Genomic DNA, 21,352 nt, shown 5'->3' with positions numbered 1-21,352 from the left:
TCGAATCGTGCGTCGCCGTCGTCGCGCAGGTGGGCTGCGGTGGCCGGGAATGATCGCTCGAATATCGGTAGAAATCCATTGACAATCGATCGATACGCGACGATGCTCGCTGCATGAGTCGCATCGTCTTCGGCATGCTCGCACTGTTGATCCTCGGCGGGATCGCCCTCGGCCTGTTCGCCCAGGTCGTGATCCTGCCCGGGATCGCGGCCGACGAGGTCAGGCACTTTCCACCGTACGAGCCCTACCGCGTGCCCCTCCTGGCCGCCGGGATCGCGTTCATCGCCTGCGCGCAGGTGTCGCTCGCCGCCCTCGGGGCCCTCGTCTTCCGTGCCCAGGCGGGCACCTTCTTCCGGCCGGGCACGCAGCCCTGGGTGATCGCGATCGGCGCGGCGGTCGGCGTCGCGACGCTGCTCACCGGCGGCTTCTTCCTGTACCTGACGTTCGTGGGGATCCCGATGCCCGACGAGGACATGGGGGAGCTGGGGCTGTGGATGGCGAGCGGCCTGGGATCCTTGGCCGGCGTCGCCCTGCTCGGTGTCGTCTTCGTGACCCATCGGCTCGTCGAACGCGGGACGGACGCCCAGACCGAGCTGGACGGCGTGCTCTGATGGCGATCGTCGTCGAGATCGACGTGCTCCTGGCGAGACGGAAGATGTCCGTCGGCGACTTCGCCGATGCGATCGGCCTGAGTCCGGCCAACGTGTCGGTGCTGAAGAACGGCCGTGCGAAGGCGGTTCGGTTCTCGACCCTCAATGCGATCTGCGAGGTTCTCGGCTGTCAGCCGGGAGATGTGCTGCGGTGGGTCGACGAGGGCGACGAACCCGGCTGAGATGAGCCTGGTCCCGGACCTGCCCGCAGGGTGCGGTCAGCGCACGCTCGACCCGTTGAGCATGATCTGCTGACGTACCCGCTCGGCGTCGGCGGCCGGCGGGCGGCCGTGCAGTGCGTGGTAGTCCCGGGAGAAGTGAGAGGCGCTGCGGTACCCCACCGCGGCGGCCGCCTGGGCCGCGCTGTCACCCAGCACGACCATGCGGTGCCTGGCCTCGCCGAGCCGGAGCCGCCGGAGGTACTGCACGGGCGTCATCCCGGTGACCTGGCGGAACCGCGCGAACAGGGTGGACTCGCTCGTCCTGACTGCGGCGGCAAGGTCCGGCACCGACCAGGGCTCGGCCATCCGTCGGGTGAGCAGGGCGGTGGCCTCGGCGACGACGTCACCCTCGCGGTTCCCGACGGCGGCGAGGATCCGTGGCGCCTGGTCGGTCTGCAGCAGCCGCAGGACGACCTCTCGCGACACGAGCGGTGCGAGCACCGGGATGTCCTCGGGCGCGTCGAGGAGCCCGATCAGCCGAGCGAACGCGTCGGCAAGACCAGGCGTCCAGGTGCCGAGCCGGGCCGTGGGGACGTCGTCCCGGTGCGGCCGGGGCATCGCCGCGGCGACCTCCGTCACGATCCGGGTGTCCAGCTGCCACATCGCGGACACGAAGCCGGCGTCCGGGTCTGCCGAGACGACACCGGCGATCACGGGCAGGTCCACCGGCGTGATGATGAACCGCTCCCGGCCCCAGGTGTCGTCGTCGTCCCCGACGATCGACCGCTTGCGACCCGCGAGCACCACCGAGAGAGAAGGCGTGTAACGCTGGTACCCGAGCTCGGTCGGCCGGGACACCTGCGACACCCGTAGGCCGATCCGGGTCGCGCGCTCCGCGTTGCCCATGGTGCGGAGCGCACTGGTCAGCGCACGGTCCAACCGGTCCGAGATGACGTGGTCCACACGCCCATTCTGCCCGGCCACGACGAGCAGGGCCGCCCTGCGGCAGGCGGCAGGGGATCCGGCAAGGAGTCCGGAGTTCCGGGCAATCCCTGACCCTCAGGGCCGGGCGACGATCCATTCATGCAGACGAACGAAGCTCTCCTCGGCTCCCTCACCACCGACGACCGGCTGGCGGGTCGGACAGCGCTGGTCACCGGAGCCTCCAGCGGTATCGGTGAGGCGATCGCCAGGGTCCTTGCCGCATCCGGCGCGCGCGTCGCCGTCGCCGGGCGGGACACCGACCGGACGCAGGCCGTCGTGGACGCGATCACCGCGGCGGGCGGCTCCGCCGTCGCCGTGCTCGGGGACCTCGGTGCGGCACCGGACGACGTGCGCACCCTCGCCGCGCGAGCCACCGAGGCGCTCGGCGGCAGGGTGGACATCCTGGTGAACAACGCCGGCGTCTACCCGAACGCGCCGACACCGGCGATCACCGACGACCAGATGGAGTCGCTCTGGGCCACGAACATCCGGGCGCCGCACGTGCTCGTCGCCGCGCTCGCTCCGGCGATGGTCGCCCGCGGCTCGGGCGTGATCGTGAACGTCGGCTCGTGGATGGCCCGCGTCGGCGTGCCGATCATGGGCCTCTACCCGGCGACGAAGGCCGCTGTCGAACAGCTGACGCGTGCGTGGGCGGCCGAGTTCGGGCCCCGCGGTGTACGGGTGTCGACCGTCGCACCGGGCGCGACGGCCACCCCCGGGAACGCCGGCTCGAGCGAGACGCTCGCGATGATGACCGCCGGGACGCCCGCCGGTGTGCCGGTGCGGCCGGTCGACATAGCGTTCGCGGTCCGTTGGCTTGCGTCCGACGAGGCAGCCTTCGTCCACGGCGGGACGATCGACGTGGACGGCGGCCTGTCCACCACCCGGTTGCGTGGCTGAGGGGGCTCGCCGCCTCGCTGCCGCCCCGGCGGCAAGCTCGTCCTCGTGCTGTGAGCCGTGGCCCACGTCGGTCCGCGCGTTCGCCCGCCGGACACCTGGCGGCCACCGCCGCATCATCGTGCCGGGCTTCACTACCGCGGTGACACAGGGGCGTACCAGATCCGGCATCGCGCTGCTCGTGGCCCTGGGCGCCGTGTCGTCCGGGTGCTCGGCCGGCGGGGGAGACATGACACCCGGCCCGACGGGCACCGCCTACGAGGTCGTGCCCGAGCCGGGGCGGACGATCGAGGTGACGCCGCCCGCGTCGGTGCCGGGCCTGGACGGGTACCGGATCGCCGCGATCACGCCCGACGACTCGGATGCCTCCGCGACCCTGCTGTCCGCCACCCGGGCGGTGGCCTCGGCGAACGGTGCGGACCTGCGTGAGTTCCCCGTCGAGGCGGAGGGCACGGATCCGGTCGGCGAGGCCCTGGACCGCGCGCTCGGCGTCGAGCCGGACCTGATCGTCGGGCTGGGGGACGGTGTCGTGGACGTGTTCGGCTTCGAGAGCGCGCAGCGCCTCGACCAGCAGTTCCTCGTCGTCGGTGCGCAGCTCGCCGAGCCGACCGGGAACGTCACCGCCGTGATCTGGGACGGTGCGACCTCGCGCGGTTCCGCGGAGGACCGCGGCCAGGACGCGCTCGAGGCGGGGCTGGCGAGCATCCAGGACGGCGTCACCGGTGTCGTGCTGCACCTCGGCCGGGCGGCGGAGCGGCCGCGCTGACATCGCGTGCGACGGCCTCCGGTGATCCTTCCCCTGCGCGGCACCTGGTGTTCATCGGAACGTCCTGACCAGGTCATCTGGGGTGAGCAGGGTGGCGGTCGGCGCCATGGACGCGCTCCCATCCCGCTGCACGGAACTCAAGATTGGCGTGTGACCTCTTGCTGAAGACCACGGTGTCGCCGACTCCTGTCGGCCACTCGCGCAAGCACAGGAGCGGACGGCGCCGGCTCGCGGGCCTCGCCCTCCTCTCGGTCGTGGCGGGAGGTCTCGCCGCCTCGCTCCCCGCCACCGCGGCCGGCGTCCAGCCGGTCCGTGCCGAGGCGGAGGCCGCCGCGGGCGAGGCGTTCCTCACGACCGCCGACGCCTGGAAGTACTCGGACGACGGCACGGACCCGTCGGGCGACGGATCGCTGTCGTGGACCACTGCCGGCTTCGACGACTCCGCGTGGGACGAGGCCGTCGGGCCGTTCGGGTCGAAGCGCGGCGCTGCGGACCTCGGGGGCGGCTTCGTCGCGAACACGTTGCTCCAGTACCGGCTGGACGGTTCGGAGAACACCGTGCCGACCTACCACCTCCGCACCGGGTTCGAGGTCTCGGAGGCGCAGCTCGCCCAGCTCGACTCGCTGACGGGGACGATCACGTACGACGACGCCGTGCGCGTCTACGTCAACGGGACGAAGGTCGCCGGATTCGTGGACGGCCGCGTGGAGCAGGCCGCGAACCAGAACGTCACCTACGCCGGAGCCAGCAACGGCGACCCGCTGACCAGCACGTTCACGGTCCCGGCGGACGTGCTCGAGCCCGGTGCGAACACCATCGCCGTCGCGCTCTACCAGGACCGCGAGACCAGCAGCGACATCTACCTCGACCTGGCGTCGCTGGCCCCGGCGGAGCCGGCCGCCGAACCGGAGATCGCGGACATCGCCCTCCACGTGGGCGCCACCCAGGCCGAACGCAACCTGACCTGGTACTCGACCGCCGACGTGCCGCAGGTCGCCCAGCTCGCGAGGGCGGCGGACGTCGTCGACGGTGCCTTTCCCGTTTCGGCCCGCACGATCGAGCCGACGCGGGGCGGTGAGACCACGAGCGGCGAGTTCTTCCGCGACGTGACCTTCGACGGCCTGGAGGAGAACACCGAGTACGCCTACCGCGTCGGCAGCGCGGAGACCGGCTGGTCCGACGCCCACACCTTCCGCACGCAGGACTTCTCGGGCGACTTCTCCTTCCTGTTCTTCGGCGATCCCCAGGTGGGCGCGTCCGGGAACCTGGCTGCCGACGAAGCCGGCTGGATCGACACGCTGAACGTCGCGACGCAGACCTACCCGGACGCCGAGCTGCTGTTCTCGGCGGGCGACCAGGTCAACACCGCCTCGAGCGAGGCCGAGTACGACACCTTCCTGAAGCCCGAGCAGGTCCGCAGCGTCCCGCTGGTGGTGACCAACGGCAACCACGACGTCGGGTCGAAGGCGTACGAGCAGCACTTCAACGTGCCGAACGAGGACCTGGCGTCCGGTGCGGCGTCGAACGGGACGTCGTCGGGAGGCGACTACTGGTTCCTCTACAAGGACGTGCTGTTCGTCAACATCAACTCCAACAGCCGCGACTACGGCTCCCACAACGCCTTCCTGGAGAAGGTCGTGGCGGAGCAGGGCGACCGGGCGAGGTGGAAGGTGCTCGCCTTCCACCACTCGATCTACTCGGTGGCCGCGCACACGAACGACAGCGACATCATCGACCGGCGTGCCAGCATGCCGGCGAAGATCTCCGAGCTGGGCTTCGACATGGTGCTGATGGGGCACGACCACAACTACACGCGCAGCTACCTGATCAAGGACGGCGAGCTCGCCGACCCGGCCGAGGTCGCCGGCCAGGAGCGTGTCGAGGCCGAGGACGGCGAGGCCCTGTACGTCACGGCGAACTCGGCCAGCGGTTCGAAGTACTACGACACCCGGGCGCCCGAGGCGTGGTTCGCCTCGGTGATCAACCAGGAGAAGGTGCGCAACTACTCGGCGATCGAGGTCACCGACGAGACGCTCACGGTGCGCACCCTGCGCAGCCAGGCCAACGGCGTCGCCCTCCCGGTGAACAGCGTCGTGGACGAGGTCGTGCTCGCCAGGGCGGACGACGCCACCGAGCTGGACGTGTCGGTGGACGTCTCGACGCGGGTGCTGGCGGGCACGCAGTACGTGTCGACGGTCGTGACGAACGGCGAGGACGCCCCGGTGGACGTCGTGGTGGAGACGGCCTACGGGACCAAGTCGTTCGCCGCCGTGCAGCCCGGGCGGTCGGCGAGCGTGTCGATGAGCTCGCGTGCGACGTCCGTCCCGGCCGGCGAGGTGACGGTCACCGTCACGGGGCGGATCGGCGGCGAGACGGTGACGACGACGAGGACCGCCTCCTACCCGGCCGCCGGCTGAGCCGCAGCGCCCGGACCAGCACGCCCGAACGCCCGAACCCTCACGCGACGCCGTGCGGCCTCGCGACGACAGGACCCGGAACCAGGAGAGAACGAACGTGGACAAGAACACCCTCGTGCTGCGCGGCAGCGTGATCGCCTTCGGCGCCGCGCTGCTCGCGTCGGCGGGCTCGGCCGCCATGGCCGACGACGACCAGAACACCCGGAGCATCGACGTCGGCGTGGAGATCGAGCCGCTCACCGGCCCGGGATCCCTCGCGATGACGGTCGAGAGCGACTCGACCGTCCTCACCGAGGGCCCATCGACGGGGCTGGAGCGCGTCTTCACCGGCACCCTGCCGAAGGTCACGGTGACCGACACCCGTGCGCCCGGCGACATCCCGGACGGCGCCTTCTGGTACGTGATGGGCACCGCGAGCGACTTCCACGACGAGGAGGGCCAGAACACGATCGAGGCGAGCCACCTCGGCTGGTCGCCCCGGCTCGTCGCGGGCGAGGGCGAGGGGGAGCCCTTCGTCGAGGTCGGCGGCGACGTGGCTCCGTCGGACCCGGGTCTGGGTGACCAGGAGCTGCTGTACCTCGCGGAGTCGGCCGACGCCAACGCCGCGGGCGGCAGGTTCAGCGCGGTCGCCGACCTGGACCTCGTGGTCCCGGCGGACGTGACGGCCGGAAGCTACTCCTCGACGATCACCCTGTCGTTGTTCGAGTGAACGCGCTCGCCACGCTCGCCGGCCTGACGCTCGTCGCCGCCTCGGCACTCGTGGCCGCGCCTGCCGCCGCCGAGGGCGACGCCGTGACGTGGTCGGTGCGTCCCGGCGACGAGAACGGCGAGGACGGTCGTGCCTGGGTCGAGTGGGAGGCGGACCCCGGTCAGTCGCGCACCGAGCACATGGTCGTCACCAACCACGGCGACGAGACGGTGGAGTTCCGGCTGTCCTCCGCGGACGGGTACTTCACCGAGACCGGCCGCTTCAACATGCTGCCCTCCGACCAGGAGTCGGTCGCTGCCGGCCGCTGGATCGAGCTGCCGGAGAGCGTGACCGTCCCCGGGGGCGCGGCCGAGGTGGTGCCGTTCACCGTCACCGTCCCGGACGACGCCGAGCCGGGCGACCACGCCGCCGGTGTCGCCGCGAGCGTGCACTCGACGGGCGGGGGCGAGGTCGGGGTCGAGTCGCGGGTCGGGTTCCGGGTGATGACACGGGTCACGGGCGAGCTCGACCCGTCGCTCGGCCTGGCGGCGTCGGCCTCCTACACAGGCCGTCCGAATCCCTTCGAGGCGGGCGTGGTCGAGGTCGCGTATGCGCTCCGGAACACGGGGAACATGCGCCTGAACGCCCGGCCCGAGATCACCCTGTCCGGCCCGTTCGGCCTCCGAGATCGCACCGTGCAGGGGGCGGAGATCGTCGAGATCGCGCCCGGGCAGACGCGGCACGGGACCGTCCGCCTCACGGAGGCCTGGCCGCTCGGCGCCTACGACGTGACCGTGGTGGCGCAGCCCGTGCCCGTCTCCGACGAGCTCTCGTTCGGCGGCGTCGAGCCGGCGAGCGCGCGGACGACCGTGCTCGCGATGCCGTGGCCGCAGCTGCTCGTCCTGCTCCTGGCGGCGCTCCTGGCGACCTGGTCCGCCCTGCACCGTCGTCGCGGCCGGCGGCGGACCGAGGAGCTGGTCGCACGGGCGCGCGCGGAGGCGCTCGCCGAGGCCGGCGTCCCCCACCCCTGACACCCCACCGAGCCGGAGAAACCCTGGTCATGTCCCACGCATCTCGTCCTGCCCGTCTGCTCGCCGCGCTCGCGGCGCTCGCCCTGACCGGAGCCGGTCTCGCCGGCGTCTCCGCCGGCACCGGACCGGCCGCCGCCGCGGCGGTGGTGGACGAGACCGACTACGCCGGTCTCGTCAACTCCTTCGTCTCGACCGAGGACGACTTCGGCCAGGACCTCGTCGGCGCCGAGGCACCGAACTCGATCGTCAAGATCAACCCGATGACGGCTCCGGGCCGCTCGCACTCGGGCTACGACCACGCCGAGGACCAGATCGCGGGCTTCACGCACACCAACCTCAACGGCGTGGGCGGCTCGGGCGCCGGTGGCGACCTCCTCGTCGTGCCGACCTACCAGGAGTACACGAGCCGCCCGGGGACCGGCACCTACGCGAAGGACTACAGCCACGCGGACGAGGAGGCCGAGCCGGGGTACTACGCCGTCGACCTCGCGACCGACGCCGGCGCGATCCGCGCCGAGGCCACCACGGACGTGCGCACGGGGCAGGACCGCTTCACGTTCTCGACGGCCGGGACCGCCTCCCTCGTGCTCGACCTGCGCAACAACTTCACGAGCCGCAAGGGCGCCTCGCTCGGGTACGAGACGCTGGACGACGGGCGCGTCGCGCTCTCCGGCGACTTCACGGGCCACTTCAACGGCTACGACTACCGGATGTACTACTACGTCGAGACGACGGCCCCGGCCACGGCCGTGCGCACCTGGGCCGGATCCGGTGACCTCACCACGCAACCGCAGCGCGAGGGCACCGACGTCGGCGCGGTCGTCGACTTCGAGGTCGAGGCGGGGCAGCAGGTGGGGCTCACGGTGGCCGTGTCGCCGATCAGCGTCGAGCAGGCGAGGACCGACCTGGCCGCCGAGATGGGGGACCGCTCCTTCGAGCAGGTGCGCGAGGAGACGCGGGCCGCGTGGAACGAGATCCTCGGCAGGCTCGCCGTGACGGCGTCCGCCACGAGCGATCCGGACGGCGAGCTGCGGACGCTGTTCTACACGCACCTGTACCGCATGTTCGGGACCCCGGTGAACGCGACGAGCACGAGCGGCACGTACCGCGGCCTCGACGGCGAGGTGCACCAGGCCGACGGTTACACGCACTACGACGGCTGGGGGTTCTGGGACGACTTCCGCAAGTACGAGATCCTCGCGGTCGGGTACCCCGAGGTGTTCCGCGACATGGCCCAGTCGGTGGTCGACCTCTACGGATCGTTCGCGAGCACCGGAAAGGGCTCCTTGTCGAACGTCACCCACTCGGTGCCCACCGTACGGTTCGAGCGCGCGGCCGTCGTCGTGGCGGACGCGATCGCCAAGGGCGCTCAGCTGCGCGGCCTCGCCCAGGCCTGGCCCGCCCTCGTCTCGCAGTCGCAGGGCGGGTACGCCGACGAGGGGAACGCACGCCGCGGCTACATCGCGAACGAGGTGGACGACACGCTGGGCACCGCCTACGACGACCGCGCCATGGCGACCATCGCCGACGCGCTCGGGAAGACGGACGAGGCGCAGCGGTACCGTCTGCGCGCCGCCAACTGGACGAACCTGTTCAAGCCGGATGCCGTCACCCTGGCCGACGGCACCACGACCGGACTGATCTTCCCCAAGGACGCGAACGGTGTCTGGGTCGACGCGGACCCCGAGCGGTTCGAGGCCGCGAACCTCTACCAGGGCACGCTGTGGCAGTACCACTGGTACACCGCGGCCGACATGGGCGGGCTCATCGGCAAGATGGGCGGCGAGGAGACCGCGCGGAAGGCGCTCGGCTTCATGTTCGGCGAGCACGCGCCCGAGGACGGCAGGCGCATGCTGCACGCCAACGCGAACGAGATCGACCTGCAGGCGCCGTACCTGTTCAACTACGTCGGCGCCCCGGCCAGGACCCAGCACTGGGTGCGGAGCATCTACACGAAGGAGACGTGGAACCGCTACATCGCGACCGGCAGCACGCACGAGGCGCCGTCGAGCGGTGGTGAGCTCACCCCGCCGGTGCGGACGAAGGTGTTCCGGAACGATCCGCAGGGCTTCCTGCCCACGATGGACAACGACACCGGAACCATGTCGTCCACGTTCGTCGCGGCCGCGCTGGGCCTGTTCCCCGTGGCCGCCGGATCCGACGAGTACCAGATCGGCACGCCGTTCTTCGAGAACGTACGGATCAGCTATCCCTCCGGCCGGACCTTCGAGATCTCCGCGGACGGGGTGTCGCCCGAGGCCTACTACATCCAGTCGGCACGCCTGGACGGTGCGTCGTTCGAACGCACCTGGGTGACGTACGACCAGCTCACCACCGGGGGCGAGCTGAGCTTCCGGATGGGGGAGGAGCCCTCCGGCTGGGCCGCCGACGGGGTGGCGGCACCGTCGCTGAGCGACGAGCTGCCGAGCTCGGTCTACGACCCGATCAGCGCCGTCTCGGTGTCGTCGCGGACGTTCACCGAGGCGCAGGCCGGTGACGGGTCGATCGGCAACAGCATCGACCTGACGCTCGCGAACGGCACGTTCGCCGACGGCGACAGCCTCGCCGCCGCCGTCGCCGCCGACAACGTGCCCGCGGGGCTGACCCTCGTCACCGAGCGGACGGGCGACCGCCGCGTGCGGCTGTCGCTCGAGGGCTCGGCGGAGCGCTCCGGGGAGCTCGACGGCATCGACGACCTCACGGTCGCGATCTCCGAGGAGGCCTTCTCGCGCCCGCCCTCGACCGGTAGCCGTGAGTTCGTGTTCCGGGTGGACTTCGACGGCCCGAGGCTGACGATGGACCGGACCCGGCTCACGGCGGCCGCCGACGGTGCGGTCGACGTCTCCGCGACGCTCACGCTGACGGGCGCCCGCTTCGCGGGGGCGGCCGGGCGTGACCTCGTCGCGGACGGCGCGCTGGCGCTCCCCGGTCTCCCCGCGGGCGTGGCGGCGACCGCGATCCTGGACGACGCGCACCGGGTGACGCTGCGGCTGACCGGTTCGCTCGGCGACGCGCAGCGCGCCGCCTTCGGCCTGGACCTCGCCGACACGGCCTTCGACGCGACGCCGGCGGCGAGCGTCCGGGGCGACGGCATCTCCGGCCTGGCGACCGTCACCGTCGAGCGGGACCAGCGGTGGCGCGAGCGGCTCGGCGCACTGCTGACCGAGGCCGGGCTCGTCGTCCGCGGGGCGTACTCCTCGGCGTCCTTCTCCGCGTTCACGGCGGCCCGGGACGGCGCGGCGCAGGTGCTCGCGACCGAGTCGGCGTCGGACGACGACCTGCGGTCGGCGCTCGACCGGCTCACGCGGGCGGCGGACGCCCTGCGGATCACGCCGACGCCCTACCGGGTGCTCGAGGCGGAGGAGTTCGACGAGTCCTCGGGCGGACGGCTGAGCCCGGAGAACGGCAACATCGGCGGCGTCCAGGTCGGTTCCTGGATCGCGTTCGACGGCCTCGACTTCGGCGCGAAGCTCCCCGAGCGGGTCAGGGTGCGCTACGCCAACCACCCCGACGACAGCGCCACGGACGAGCGTGTCGAGGTGCGCGTCGGTGCCGTGGACGGTCCCGTCGCCGCCACGGTCGACCTGGACGTCACCGGCGGGTGGGACGACTACGTCACCGCCGAGGCGGCGGTCGACCGTCCCGAGGTGCTCGACGGATCGAACCGCGTCTACTTCGTCTTCGCCGGCACGCCCGACCCGGCCCAGCCGAACTCGTGGGTCGCGAACGTCGACCTGGTGCAGTTCCTCGCGACGGCCGAGGACGGCCCGGTGACGGCCGAACCCGTGCGGATCGAGGCCGAGACCTATGACGCCGACAACGGCAACGGCCTGAAGAAGGAGGGCGGTGAGCCGCCCGCCGGCAACGTCGGTGGCACCTGGGACGGGGGCCGGCTGACCTACGACAGCCGGGACCTCGGCCCGGACCCCCTCACCCGGGTCACGGTCAGCGCATCCACCCGCGACGAGCGCGTGGGCGACAACCGCCGGCTCGAGCTCTATCTCGACGAGGTGAGCGAGGCGACGCGCGTCGGGACGGTCGAGCTGCCGAAGACCGGTGGGTGGGCCAGCTACATGGAGACGACGGCGGAGCTGGACGAGCCGGTCTCCGGCACGCACACGCTGTTCGTCGTCATGCGGGCGGACGCCGTCCCGGGGCAGGAGTTCAACTACGTCGCGAACCTGCAGTGGTACGAGTTCGGCCCGGATCCCCAGGAGGTCCCGGAGGTCGACCTCACGGGCCTGAACGAGGCCATCGCTGCCGCCGGACCGCTGCTCGCCCGCGAGGACCGGTACGTCTCCATCGACTTCGCCGTCTTCCGCGCCGCGCTCGACGAGGCCAGGCGGGTCGCCGCGGCCGATCGGCCGACGCAGGACGAGGCCGACGAGGCGCAGCGCGTGCTCGACGCCGCAGCGGGCCAGCTGACGTGGAGGGCCGCCCGGCAGGTGTCGGTGTCCGCCACGACGCGCACCCTGGTGGGCAAGCAGTACGTGTCCGTCGCGGTGACGAACGGCGCGGACATCGCCCTCGACCTCGAGGTCGAGACGCCCTACGGCTCGCGGTCGTTCACCGCGGTGCAGCCGGGAGCGTCGGCGAACGTGTCGATGAGCTCGCGCCAGGCGTCGATCCCGGCCGGCGAGGTGAGGGTCACCGTCACCGGGCAGGTCGGCGACGAGACGGTCACGGCCGACAGGACGGCGTCCTATGCGGCTGCGGGCTAGGCAACCGGCTCACGGTCGGCGCCTCGCCTGGCGGCCCAGGCGCTGACCGGTGCCGCGGTCACGGTGAAGACCAGAGCGAGCGCGGCGACGCCCAGCAGAGCCCCGCGCAGGTCGCTCTTCTCGGCCAGCAGGCCCACGTACGCCGGGCCGAGCAGGAAGCCCAGGTAGGCCGTGGTCGCGACCCGGGAGGTGGCCCGGCCGTGCCGGGCGGGGTCGGTGCGGCGCAGGCTGCGGCTGAGCAGCGTGGGGAAGAGCGTCGCGGTGCCCAGGGCGGCCAGCACCAGCCCGGCCAGGGCCACCGCGACCGAGGGTGCGACGGCCAGCATCGCGGTGCCCGCGGTGGCCAGCACGCCGCCGCCGAGCAGCACCGCGGTGGGGTGGCTGCGGGACAGGGGGGCCAGGCTCAGGCGCGCGAGCGCGGCGGTGGCGGCAAAGGCTGCCGGGGCGGCGGCCGCCACCTGGGGTGGTGCGGCGAAGGTGTCGGTGAGCATCACCGCACCCCAGCTCTGGTGGGCGTTCTCGATGGCGTACGCCAGGGCCGCCACCAGCCCCACGACCAGCAGGGGCGAGGCCGGGCCGATCCGGCGCAGCGCGTGCCGGAGCCCGGTACCGCCCTCGTCGGCATCGGTGGGGGTGCCGGTGTCGCTCGGCGGAGCCGGCACGTGCAGCGACGTGCTGGTCCGCCACGCGGCTGCCGCCAGGGCGAGCATCACCACCGCGACCACGGTGAACGTCGCGGTCGGCGTCAGTCCCGCGCCCAGCAGCGCACCCGTGGACAGGCTGGCGACGACCACGCCCACGGAGAACAGCCCGTGGGACCGGGTGAGCAGGGGTCTGGCGGTCGCGTGCTCGGCGCGCCCGGCGAGGGTGTTGATGGCCACGTCCGCGGCGCCGGAGGCAGCGCCGACCACGAGCATGCCGATGACCAGCGGCACCATCCCGTGGGCACCGGCGGTGATGAGCAGGCCGGTACCCGCCAGCGCCGCCAGCAGCCACGCCGCGACGCGGAGCCCGAAGCGGTCCACCGCCCGCCCGGTGAAGGCCATGGACGGCAACGCCCCCAGGCCGACGAAGAGCAGGGCGGTGCCGAACTGGCCGTCGCTGACCCCTGCCTGGGTGCGCAGCACCGGCAGAGCGGCCCCCCACGCACCCCAGAAGATGCCGAACGCGGCGAACGCCGCGTAGGGCGCGTAGGTGGCACGAGCGTCGAGGAGGAGTGGTCCCTGCTCGGGGCGGACCGGGTCGCGACTCATGGATCGTAACGATACACAGGTATGCTGTGGCCGTGTCCACACCTGCCCGCCGTCGCCCCACCGTGAAGGACGTGGCCGCGCGGGCGGGCGTCGCGCCGATGACGGTCTCCTACGCCTTCAACCACCCCGCGCGCGTGGCCGAGGCCACCCGGAACCGGGTGCTGGAGGCCGCCGCGCAGCTGGGCTACCGCCCCGACAGCACCGCGCGCGCCCTGCGCTCGGGGCGCACCCGGCAGCTGGGCGTGGTGGTCGGCGAGCACCTGTCCTACCTCTTCGACGACCCGCAGGCGGCGCAGTTCCTGGCCGGGATCTCCGACGTCTGCGTGGGCGAGGACACAGGACTGGTGCTGATCCCCACCCGAGGGGACGCCTCGGACGTCGACCGGGTGCTGGCCGCGGCCGTGGACGGTTACGTGCTGTGGACCACGGTGGCCGACGACCCGGTGCTCGCCGCCGTCGCGGGCAGCGGTCGGCCCGCCGCCATCCAGGGTGGTCCCGCCCACCCGGGGGTCGCGTGCATCGGGCCGGACGACCGCGCGGCGGCCGCAGCGGTCGCGGCGGCGACGCCGCTGGCCGAGGCCACCCCTGTCGTCATCGGCTTCCCGCTGGACCGGCGTCGTACGAGCGGCATCCTGCGCGGCCGCGACCTGCCGGCCGACCTGACGGACCCGCAGGCGGTCCCGTTCCCCGTGACCGGGGCTCGGCTGGCCGGCTACCGCGATGCGGTGACGCAGGCCGGGCACGACTGGGACGACGTGCGCGTGGCCGTGGTGGAGCGCAACCAGCGCGCACGGGGTGAGGATGCCGCCGCGGCGCTGTTCGAGACGCTGGACGGTTCCGGGCCGGTGGTGGTGCTGGCGATGAGCGACGAGCTGGCGCTGGGGGCCCGTCTCGCCGTGAGCCGCGTGCCGCGCGAGGTGGTGCTCACCGGGTGGGACGCCTCACGCGAGGCCGCCACGGCAGGAGTCTGGTCGGTGGCGGCCTCGCTGCGCGAGCAGGGTCGTGCGTGTGCACGAGCGGCCCTGTCGGGCGAGACCACGGGCCAGGCGGTGCCGTGGACCGTGGTCGGGCCCGGCCGCGGATAGTCGCAGTGCCTCAGTGGCAGTGCGGTGCCACGGGCGGGTGGTCGGGGCCGACGGGCCCCAGATCGTCGTCGTGCCCGGCGGCCAGGCGGGGCCACTGGCCGATCGGGCGGCCCGACCAGTCGGGCGCGGGCGTCCACTCCGGCGCGCCGGCGGTGGTGCGCCCGCTGACACAGCCCTGCGGCCAGCCGGCAGGTGAGTCCTCCCAGGACTCCTGGCGGCCCCAGACGGTGAGGTCCATGAGCGCGTAGCTGTGGTCCATGGCCTGCACGCCCCGCCGGCTCGTCCAGTAGGTCTCGAAGACCCGGTCGCCGTCGCGGACGTAGCCCACCAGGTAGAACATGCCGGGCTCGCGACCACCCAGCAGCGTCTCGAGGGACGGCTGGGCGGAGTACCAGGGCATGGTCCAGCCCATGAAGTCGCGGTAGCGCCGGCTCGCGTCGTACGACCGGTGAGCGTCCTGGGGGCCGTACGTCACGTTCCGGCCCTGGAGGAGGACCGCGAAGGTGATGTCGCGCGTGTGCAGGCCCGAGAGGTCGGACACCTGGTTCGTGAAGAAGGTGCAGCCTTCGCACTGGTCGGCCGCCGGATGGCCCGGCCACCACATGAAGTAGTAGGCCAGCAGCTGGCGGCGCCCTTCGAACGCGTCGAGGAGCGTCACGGGCCCGTCGGGGCCGAGCAGCTCGGAGCCGCCGTCCACCTCGACCATCGGCAGCCGGCGACGGGCCGCGGCGATCGCGTCCGCCTCGCGCGTGTGGGCCTTCTCCCGTTGCCGCAGCACCTCGATCTCGTGCTCGTAGGCCGCCCGGTCGGCGGGCCGCGGCAGGCCCGCGCCAGCGAGGGCCGCGCTTCGGGCGGCCATCAGAGGTCCTCCGCGATCGCCTTGATGTCCCCGAGACGCCGCTCCCAGGCGGTGCCGATGGCATCCAGGCGCCGGGCGGTGGCGCTGAGCTCGGCGCCCAGCACCCGGTACCGCACCTCGCGGCCGACCGGGACCTGCTCGACCAGCCCGACCCCCTGGAGGATCTTGAGGTGCTTGGCGATCGCCTGGCGGCTGATCGGCAAGGTGGCGGCCAGCGTGGACGCAGAGGCCGGGGCCTCACCCAGGCTGGTCAGGATGTTCCAGCGGTTCTCGTCACCGAGCGCAGCGCACATCGGAACCAGTGCTTCCTTCATCGCAGTGCCTCCATCGCCGCGACCAGCCGGTCCAGCTGCTCGTCCCAGCCGAGGCGGTGGCTCTCCAGGTTGCCCGCAGGGTCGGTGGTCGTCTCGAACCCCGTCTCGACCACGGTGAGCCGGGTGCCGTCGGCCACCGGCTCGAGCGTGAAGGTGAAGACCGTCGAGTGCGCGGGGTCCATCTCGCTCGGGACGCTCTCGGCGGCGTCGTCGTTGCACCACCGGTAGGAGACGGCCCGCGGTGGGTCGATCGCCTCGACGCGGATCGGGATGCCGGGCTCGTCCGGCCATGTGACGGTGCCGTGGGCGCCGCGGCCGTCGCCGACGAGCACGGTGCGCCCGAACCAGCGGGAGATGTGCTCCGGCTCGGTGACGGCGATCCACACCTTCTCCACGGGGGCGGCGATCCGAATCGTCCGGCGCACGGTGAACGTGTCCTGCTCGGCGACGGACAGCGGGTTCTCGGTCATGTCGTTCATCCTCTCCTCAGGCGGACTGGCTGTGCGCGGCGATCGGTTCGACCGCCTGCGGGAAGTCCTGGGTGGCGGGGGTGTGCGGGCGGAGCCGGCCGGTCGCGACGGCCACGACCACCGCGGCCGCCGCGACCACGGCTCCGGCGAGGACGGCGGCCTCCAGGCCGGCCCGTCCGATCGCCGCACCCCCGAGCAGGGCGCCGACGGCGTCCCCGGCATTGCTGGCGGACGCCGGCAGCGAGGCCGCCAGGGCGGCGCCGGGCCCCGCCAGGCTCATCACCTGGCTCTGCATCGCGGGTGCCATCCCCATCGCGAACAGGCCCACGCCGACGATGCCCAGCACGGCGAACGCGACCTGCCCGCCGAGCAGGAACATGACCAGCAGCGAGACCGTCAGCCCGACCGTCCCGCACTGCAGGGCGAGCCGGGCGTGCGCGTCGGCGAAGCGCGACCCCACCGCGGAGCCCGCGGTCGTGGCCACCCCGAACGCGAACAGCACCCCCACGACCAGCGGGCCGGTGACGCCGGTGACCTCGCCCAGATACGGCACCAGGTACGTCAGGGCCGACTGGACGCCGGCGAAGACCAGGCAGCACAGCGCCAGCACGGCGAGCACCCGCGGTGCGAACGCGTGGCGCAGCTGGGCACCGGCCGTCCGGCTCGCGCGCGCCACCGGGACCGGGGGCAGGACCACCAGGGCGGCCAGCATGATCCCGGCCCCGATCACCGCGAGCCCCACGAACGACGTCCGCCACCCGAGCTCCCGTCCCAGCAGCGACGCGAGCGGCATGCCCACGGCGCTCGCGGCGGCGAAGCCGGTGATCACCACGCCCATCGCGCGGCCGGCACGCTCGCGGGGCACGACGCTCTCCAGCGCGGTGAGCGCGGCGGCGACGAACAGGCCCTCGGTCGCTCCGACCCCGGCCCGTGCGACGAGGAACAGCGTGTAGTCGGCCACCAGCACCGGCATCAGGTTGAGCAGCGCGAACGCTGCCACGGCGCCGACCAGCACCGCCCGGCGGTCGAGGTGCGCGGTGGCGAGCGCGAGCAGCGGGCCGCCCACCGCCATCCCCAGCGCGAAGGCGGTCACGAGCGTGCCGGTCACGGGGATCGAGACGGCCAGGTCGGCCGAGATCAGGTCGAGCATGCCCATGACAAGCAGCTCCGCGCTGCCCATCGCGAACGCTCCCACGAACAGCACGACCAGGACCGCTGGGGTCCCGCCGCGGGGTCTGCCGATCGGTGCCATGACGTCCTCCCTGGGATATGTGTGCAACCTCAGAGTTGCACATCGATCTCAGGGTTGCAACCTCATGGTTGCAGATCGGCGACGGGGTGTGGTGCGGGGGAGTCCGACCCGGGAGGCTATCTTGTGTCGCAAGGAACTGCTATCTTGTGTCGCATGGTACCGACACCGGACATCGTCCTGACGCAGCTCCGCAAGGGAGTCGTGGAGTACTGCGTCCTGGCGTGCCTGCGCTCCGGACCGGCCTACGGGCTGGAGCTGGCCGAACGACTCGGCACGGACAGATCCCTGCTGGCCAGCGAGGGGACGCTGTACCCGCTGCTGTCCCGGCTGCGCCAGCAGAGCTGGGTCACCACCACCCAGGTCCCCTCCGCGGTGGGCCCGCCGCGCCGCTACTACGAGATCACCGACGAGGGCCGGGCCGCCCTCGAGACCTTCACCGCCACCTGGTCCCGTTTCACGACCGATGTCCGCGCGACCCTGGAGTCCTGATGACCACCACCCCTGACCTTCCTACGACGGTCGAGGCCTACCTCGCCGACCTCGACCGCGCCCTGGCGTCCGCCGATCCGCGTGAACGTGCGGAGACGGTGGCGGCGGTGCGTGAGCACGCCGCCGAGTCGCTCGCCCGGCACGGCAGCGGTGACGAGTCGGCCCGCCGCGTGCTCGACGAGCTGGGTCCCGTGGAGGCCATCGCCGCCGAGGTGACACCCGCACCGAGGCCTGCGGCCCCGGCCACGAGGGTCGAGGCCGTCGACGTGGTGCTCCCTCTCCTCGCCGTCGTCGTCTGGCCGCTGGCGCCGGTCACCCTTGTGTGGGGCATCGTCCGGATGCGGGCGGGCGTGGGAAACCGGGCGCTGCAGTGGCTGACCATCCTGCTCAGCGCGATCCCCACCCTGGGTGGCCTCCTGCTCCTCCTGCTGCACCGCCTGAGCTCGGTGTCGGCGGAGGGCTGGTTCCAGGCGATGGCCACCGTGGCCGGGTGACCGCACAGGCCGGTCACCCCGCACCGCCCTACGGGCAGCGGCTCGGTTCCGGCACCGGCACGGCCTGGAGGAACGGGAGGACATGGGCGACCACGTGCGCCCGGTCGCTGAGCGTCGTCGCGTGGTCGGCGCCCTCCAGCGTCACGGCCCGGGCGTCGCTCATCACGTGCGCCGCCTCCGCAGCGGCCTCCCACCGTGCCCGGTCCCGGTCGCCCGCCAGCAGCAGCGTGGGGGTGGTGATGTCGCGGAGGCGGGCCGTCGGCACCCCAGGCTCCTGCTCGATCGCGGCGAGGATCGCGCGCAGGGCGTCCGGGTCGTTCGCCATGAACGCCAGTGCGGTCTGCGGGTCCAGCGGCGCACCCCGGTGGCGTCCCCACCGTTCCACGAACTCGGTCATGCCCCCGAGCCGGAGTGCCTCGTCGAAGTCCGGGAAGAAGACCTCCGCGGGGCCTCCGGCGGTGGCGCGGTGGGTGCCGCCGAGCGAGACGAACGAGCTGATCCTGTCCGGGTGGGTGTCGAGGAGCGTGAAGCCGGTCCGCGCCCCGAGCGAGTACCCGAGGTAGTGCGCACGGGGGATCGCCAGCGCGTCGAGCACGGACACGACGTCGGAGGCGAACCGGGTCGAGGTGTAGTCGGCGGGCGACGTCGGGCGGCCGCTGCGTCCGTGCCCCCGGAGATCGAGCGTGACGACCTGGTACCCGGCGAGGGCGTCGACGTACCCGAGGCCGCGCCACACCACCTGCGAGAGCCCGGTGCCGTGCACCAGCACGACCGGTGCGCCGTCGCCGTGGGTGCGGTAGGCGATGGTGGTGCCGTCCGGGGCCTGCGCTTCATCGCGACGCGTCGTGCTCACCCGCGCAGCCTAGCGCCGGCCGCCGGCGGTGCCGGGACGCGGCCGAACGGGCCGCCCGACGTCGGGAAGAGCAGCGTGAAGGAGGCCCCGTGCCCGGGAGCGCCGTCGATCGTCAGCTCGCCGCCGTGCGCGGTGACGATCTCGTTGACCAGCGCGAGGCCCAGGCCGAGGCGCACGGCGCCCACCCTGTCCTGGGACCCGCGCCGGAAGCGCTGGGTCAGCTCCCGGGCCTGTGCCGGGTCGAGGCCCTCGCCGTCGTCGGTCACTGTCAGGGCCGTCCCGAGGCCGCGCGGGCGCAGCGAGATCACGACGCGGCCGCCGTGGGACACGTGGGCCAGGGCGTTGTCGACGAGGGACGACACCGCGCGGCGCAGGGCGCTCGCGGTACCGACGACGACGTGCTCGGTGCCGGGTTGGGTGTCGACGGCGAGCACGACTCCCGCCAGCTCCGCGCGTGCCGCGAACGACGCGCGGACCTCATGGACGAGGGCGCCGAGGTCGACCGGTAGCCGGGGGAGCGGCCGGTGCTGGATCTCGGCAGCGAGGAGCAGGTCGTCCACGACCTCCGCGGCGACCTTCGCGTCCATGGTCAGCTGCTGCAGCTCCCGGCGCTGGTCCTCGTCGTGGGTGGGGCCGCGCAGCAGGAGCTGGGCGCGCGTGAGCACGATGGCCAGAGGAGTGCGCAGCTCGTGGCCGGCGTCGGCGACGAAGCGGCGCTGCAGGGCCAGGGCCTCGCCCAGCGAGCGGACGGCGCGGCGGCCGAACGCCCAGCCGATCAGCGCGGACGCCAGGACGCCGAGGGCGCCGGCCGCGAGGGACAGCCGGGTGAGGCGCTCCGTCTCCTCCTGCTGCTCGACGAAGTTCATGATCGCGGTGACGCGGGTGCCGTCGGGCGCCTGGCCGACGTAGGCGAGGAACGGGCTGCCGCAGACGTCGATGCGCGACTGGCCGTCGGACAGCCGTGCCGCGGTCTCGCGGACATGGCGTTCGGGGCAGTTCGCGGGCATGCCGTCCAGGACCACGGTGTCGGTGCCGTCCAGCATGACGTGGTGGTTGCCCGTCTCGGCCACCTTGGCCTGCAGCTTGCTCTCCGACGCGTCGCGCCGGGCCTCGAGCCCGACCACGTACACCAGGGCGATCACCGCGGAGACGACGACCGCGACGGCCGCCCCGGTCTGGAGCGCGACGGCCAGGGACGCCTTGCGCAGCAGCCGGCGGTCGCTGATGGCAGTGGTCACGATGTCCCGAGCTGGTAGCCGAGCCCGCGCACGGTACGGATCGTCTGGTGGCCGAGCTTGCGCCTCAGGTAGTAGACGTAGGTGTCCACGGCGTTCGGGCTGTCCGCGTTCTGGAAGACGCGCCGGCGCAGCTCCTCCCGGCTGCGGACCCGGCCCGGGTTGGCCGCGATCACGCTCAGCAGCGCGCACTCCTGGGCGGACAGCTCGACCGGGTCGGCGTCGGGGGAGAGCACCCTGCGCGTGCCGACGTCGAGCCGCCGCCTGCCGAGGTCGATGACGGCCGACGTGTCGGAGTGGCGGCGCAGGAGAGCGCGCAGCCGCGCCAGCAGCTCGTCGCTGTCGAACGGCTTGACCACGTAGTCCTCGGCGCCGGAGTCGAGCCCCTCCACCCGGTCCTCGGTGGTGCCGCGCGCGGTGAGCAGCATCGTCGGCGTCGTCACCCCGCGGGAGCGCAGGCGGCGGACCAGGTCGACCCCCTCCATCACGGGGAGCGTGCGGTCGATGATCAGCGCGTCCCACGTGCCGGTCAGCCCGTGGTGCAGCCCGGCCTGGCCGTCGAAGACGGGGACCACGCTGTAGCCCTCCGCCGTGAGCAGGCGAACGAGCAGGTCAGAGAGTCGCACGTCGTCCTCGACCAACAACACACGGCGCGCGTCCTGGTCCATGGGCAGATTGTTTCACCCCCTCTCTGATGTTGCTCTGAGATTCGGTGGCAAGACTTGTGTACAGC

General features: G+C 72.8%; 20 protein-coding genes and 2 pseudogenes. 13 read left to right on the top strand and 9 right to left on the bottom strand.

Annotated features, from left to right (window positions below):
* Positions 1–113: 113 nt before the first annotated feature.
* Positions 114–611: a DUF2975 domain-containing protein gene (locus ACO229_RS11380; RefSeq protein ID WP_423464985.1), complete on the top strand. Its 498-nt coding sequence runs from the start codon at positions 114–116 to the stop codon at positions 609–611.
* Positions 611–832 (top strand): helix-turn-helix domain-containing protein, encoded by a 222-nt coding sequence (locus ACO229_RS11375; protein WP_397415328.1) that lies wholly within the window; start codon positions 611–613, stop codon positions 830–832. Before ACO229_RS11380 ends, ACO229_RS11375 begins: the two co-directional genes overlap by 1 nt.
* A gap of 36 nt (positions 833–868) precedes the next feature.
* On the opposite strand, the gene ACO229_RS11370 is transcribed toward ACO229_RS11375, so the two are convergent.
* Positions 869–1,774, bottom strand: a complete 906-nt coding sequence (locus tag ACO229_RS11370; RefSeq protein ID WP_423464984.1) for an AraC family transcriptional regulator N-terminal domain-containing protein — start codon at positions 1,772–1,774, stop codon at positions 869–871.
* Positions 1,775–1,894: 120 nt separating this feature from the next.
* On the opposite strand from ACO229_RS11370, the gene ACO229_RS11365 reads away from it, so the two are divergent.
* The 8 genes and pseudogenes from ACO229_RS11365 (at position 1,895) to ACO229_RS11330 (ending at position 12,315) form a co-directional block, all read left to right on the top strand.
* Positions 1,895–2,695 (top strand): SDR family NAD(P)-dependent oxidoreductase, encoded by an 801-nt coding sequence (locus ACO229_RS11365; RefSeq protein ID WP_423464983.1) that lies wholly within the window; start codon positions 1,895–1,897, stop codon positions 2,693–2,695.
* 139 nt (positions 2,696–2,834) lie between these two features.
* Complete coding sequence (locus ACO229_RS11360) at positions 2,835–3,458, top strand: hypothetical protein (RefSeq protein WP_423464982.1); 624 nt, start codon at positions 2,835–2,837, stop codon at positions 3,456–3,458.
* A 173-nt stretch (positions 3,459–3,631) separates the two neighbouring features.
* Entirely contained in the window at positions 3,632–5,875 is a 2,244-nt protein-coding gene (locus ACO229_RS11355; RefSeq protein ID WP_423464981.1) for a fibronectin type III domain-containing protein, read from the top strand.
* A 97-nt stretch (positions 5,876–5,972) separates the two neighbouring features.
* A complete protein-coding gene (locus ACO229_RS11350; RefSeq protein WP_423464980.1) occupies positions 5,973–6,584 on the top strand; it encodes a hypothetical protein in 612 nt (203 codons plus the stop codon).
* Entirely contained in the window at positions 6,581–7,594 is a 1,014-nt protein-coding gene (locus tag ACO229_RS11345) for a WxL protein peptidoglycan domain-containing protein (RefSeq protein ID WP_423464979.1), read from the top strand. Before ACO229_RS11350 ends, ACO229_RS11345 begins: the two co-directional genes overlap by 4 nt.
* A 29-nt stretch (positions 7,595–7,623) precedes the next feature.
* Positions 7,624–8,457 (top strand): annotated as a pseudogene (locus ACO229_RS11340) (hypothetical protein); the annotation flags it as partial.
* Positions 8,446–9,948: pseudogene (locus ACO229_RS11335) on the top strand (glycoside hydrolase domain-containing protein); the annotation flags it as partial. The pseudogenes ACO229_RS11340 and ACO229_RS11335, both read left to right, overlap by 12 nt.
* Before the next feature lie 3 nt (positions 9,949–9,951).
* Positions 9,952–12,315 carry a carbohydrate-binding protein gene (locus tag ACO229_RS11330; RefSeq protein ID WP_423465291.1) on the top strand — a complete coding sequence of 788 codons (2,364 nt, stop codon included), beginning with the start codon at positions 9,952–9,954 and terminating at the stop codon, positions 12,313–12,315.
* Here ACO229_RS11330 and ACO229_RS11325 read toward each other — a convergent pair.
* Entirely contained in the window at positions 12,312–13,568 is a 1,257-nt protein-coding gene (locus ACO229_RS11325; RefSeq protein WP_423464978.1) for an MFS transporter, read from the bottom strand. The two genes, ACO229_RS11330 and ACO229_RS11325, sit on opposite strands and share 4 nt — an antisense overlap.
* A gap of 32 nt (positions 13,569–13,600) precedes the next feature.
* Between ACO229_RS11325 and ACO229_RS11320 the strand changes: the two genes are divergently transcribed.
* Complete coding sequence (locus ACO229_RS11320; protein ID WP_397433500.1) at positions 13,601–14,653, top strand: LacI family DNA-binding transcriptional regulator; 1,053 nt, start codon at positions 13,601–13,603, stop codon at positions 14,651–14,653.
* Positions 14,654–14,663: 10 nt separating this feature from the next.
* On the opposite strand, the gene ACO229_RS11315 is transcribed toward ACO229_RS11320, so the two are convergent.
* From ACO229_RS11315 to ACO229_RS11300, 4 genes are read right to left on the bottom strand one after another with little or no spacing between them, the layout of a single operon-like run.
* Positions 14,664–15,512 (bottom strand): DUF899 family protein, encoded by an 849-nt coding sequence (locus ACO229_RS11315; RefSeq protein ID WP_423464977.1) that lies wholly within the window; start codon positions 15,510–15,512, stop codon positions 14,664–14,666.
* On the bottom strand, positions 15,512–15,826 hold the full coding sequence (locus tag ACO229_RS11310) for an ArsR/SmtB family transcription factor (RefSeq protein ID WP_397433497.1): 315 nt from the start codon (positions 15,824–15,826) through the stop codon (positions 15,512–15,514). The genes ACO229_RS11315 and ACO229_RS11310 overlap by 1 nt, the downstream gene beginning before the upstream one ends.
* Positions 15,823–16,296: an SRPBCC domain-containing protein gene (locus ACO229_RS11305; protein WP_423464976.1), complete on the bottom strand. Its 474-nt coding sequence runs from the start codon at positions 16,294–16,296 to the stop codon at positions 15,823–15,825. The genes ACO229_RS11310 and ACO229_RS11305 overlap by 4 nt, the downstream gene beginning before the upstream one ends.
* 16 nt (positions 16,297–16,312) lie before the next feature.
* Positions 16,313–17,548 (bottom strand): MFS transporter, encoded by a 1,236-nt coding sequence (locus ACO229_RS11300; RefSeq protein ID WP_423464974.1) that lies wholly within the window; start codon positions 17,546–17,548, stop codon positions 16,313–16,315.
* A gap of 153 nt (positions 17,549–17,701) precedes the next feature.
* Between ACO229_RS11300 and ACO229_RS11295 the strand changes: the two genes are divergently transcribed.
* Together ACO229_RS11295 and ACO229_RS11290 are read left to right on the top strand one after the other, a co-directional pair.
* Positions 17,702–18,037, top strand: a complete 336-nt coding sequence (locus tag ACO229_RS11295) for a PadR family transcriptional regulator (RefSeq protein WP_423464973.1) — start codon at positions 17,702–17,704, stop codon at positions 18,035–18,037.
* Entirely contained in the window at positions 18,037–18,531 is a 495-nt protein-coding gene (locus ACO229_RS11290) for an HAAS signaling domain-containing protein (protein WP_423464971.1), read from the top strand. Before ACO229_RS11295 ends, ACO229_RS11290 begins: the two co-directional genes overlap by 1 nt.
* A gap of 28 nt (positions 18,532–18,559) precedes the next feature.
* On the opposite strand, the gene ACO229_RS11285 is transcribed toward ACO229_RS11290, so the two are convergent.
* From ACO229_RS11285 to ACO229_RS11275, 3 genes are read right to left on the bottom strand one after another with little or no spacing between them, the layout of a single operon-like run.
* Positions 18,560–19,384 (bottom strand): alpha/beta fold hydrolase, encoded by an 825-nt coding sequence (locus tag ACO229_RS11285; protein WP_423464969.1) that lies wholly within the window; start codon positions 19,382–19,384, stop codon positions 18,560–18,562.
* Positions 19,381–20,622, bottom strand: coding sequence for a sensor histidine kinase (locus ACO229_RS11280; RefSeq protein ID WP_423464967.1), 1,242 nt, complete (start codon positions 20,620–20,622; stop codon positions 19,381–19,383). The genes ACO229_RS11285 and ACO229_RS11280 overlap by 4 nt, the downstream gene beginning before the upstream one ends.
* A complete protein-coding gene (locus ACO229_RS11275; protein ID WP_397415367.1) occupies positions 20,619–21,287 on the bottom strand; it encodes a response regulator transcription factor in 669 nt (222 codons plus the stop codon). The genes ACO229_RS11280 and ACO229_RS11275 overlap by 4 nt, the downstream gene beginning before the upstream one ends.
* Positions 21,288–21,352 lie beyond the last annotated feature (65 nt).

It is taken from the genome of Promicromonospora sp. MS192, assembly GCF_049532985.1.
GTDB lineage: Bacteria > Actinomycetota > Actinomycetes > Actinomycetales > Cellulomonadaceae > Promicromonospora.
This window is presented reverse-complemented; position numbering and strand designations above follow the sequence as displayed.

Excerpts from the sequence above, each read along its gene's own strand:
- ACO229_RS11315 (WP_423464977.1), bottom strand. The coding sequence starts at position 15,512 with ATGGCCGCCCGAAGCGCGGCCCTCGCTGGCGCGGGCCTGCCGCGGCCC.
- ACO229_RS11365 (WP_423464983.1), top strand. The coding sequence starts at position 1,895 with ATGCAGACGAACGAAGCTCTCCTCGGCTCCCTCACCACCGACGACCGG.
- ACO229_RS11310 (WP_397433497.1), bottom strand. The coding sequence starts at position 15,826 with ATGAAGGAAGCACTGGTTCCGATGTGCGCTGCGCTCGGTGACGAGAAC.
- ACO229_RS11375 (WP_397415328.1), top strand. The coding sequence starts at position 611 with ATGGCGATCGTCGTCGAGATCGACGTGCTCCTGGCGAGACGGAAGATG.
- ACO229_RS11290 (WP_423464971.1), top strand. The coding sequence starts at position 18,037 with ATGACCACCACCCCTGACCTTCCTACGACGGTCGAGGCCTACCTCGCC.
- ACO229_RS11300 (WP_423464974.1), bottom strand. The coding sequence starts at position 17,548 with ATGGCACCGATCGGCAGACCCCGCGGCGGGACCCCAGCGGTCCTGGTC.
- ACO229_RS11325 (WP_423464978.1), bottom strand. The coding sequence starts at position 13,568 with ATGAGTCGCGACCCGGTCCGCCCCGAGCAGGGACCACTCCTCCTCGAC.
- ACO229_RS11275 (WP_397415367.1), bottom strand. The coding sequence starts at position 21,287 with ATGGACCAGGACGCGCGCCGTGTGTTGTTGGTCGAGGACGACGTGCGA.
- ACO229_RS11295 (WP_423464973.1), top strand. The coding sequence starts at position 17,702 with ATGGTACCGACACCGGACATCGTCCTGACGCAGCTCCGCAAGGGAGTC.
- ACO229_RS11330 (WP_423465291.1), top strand. The coding sequence starts at position 9,952 with ATGGGGGAGGAGCCCTCCGGCTGGGCCGCCGACGGGGTGGCGGCACCG.
- ACO229_RS11305 (WP_423464976.1), bottom strand. The coding sequence starts at position 16,296 with ATGACCGAGAACCCGCTGTCCGTCGCCGAGCAGGACACGTTCACCGTG.
- ACO229_RS11380 (WP_423464985.1), top strand. The coding sequence starts at position 114 with ATGAGTCGCATCGTCTTCGGCATGCTCGCACTGTTGATCCTCGGCGGG.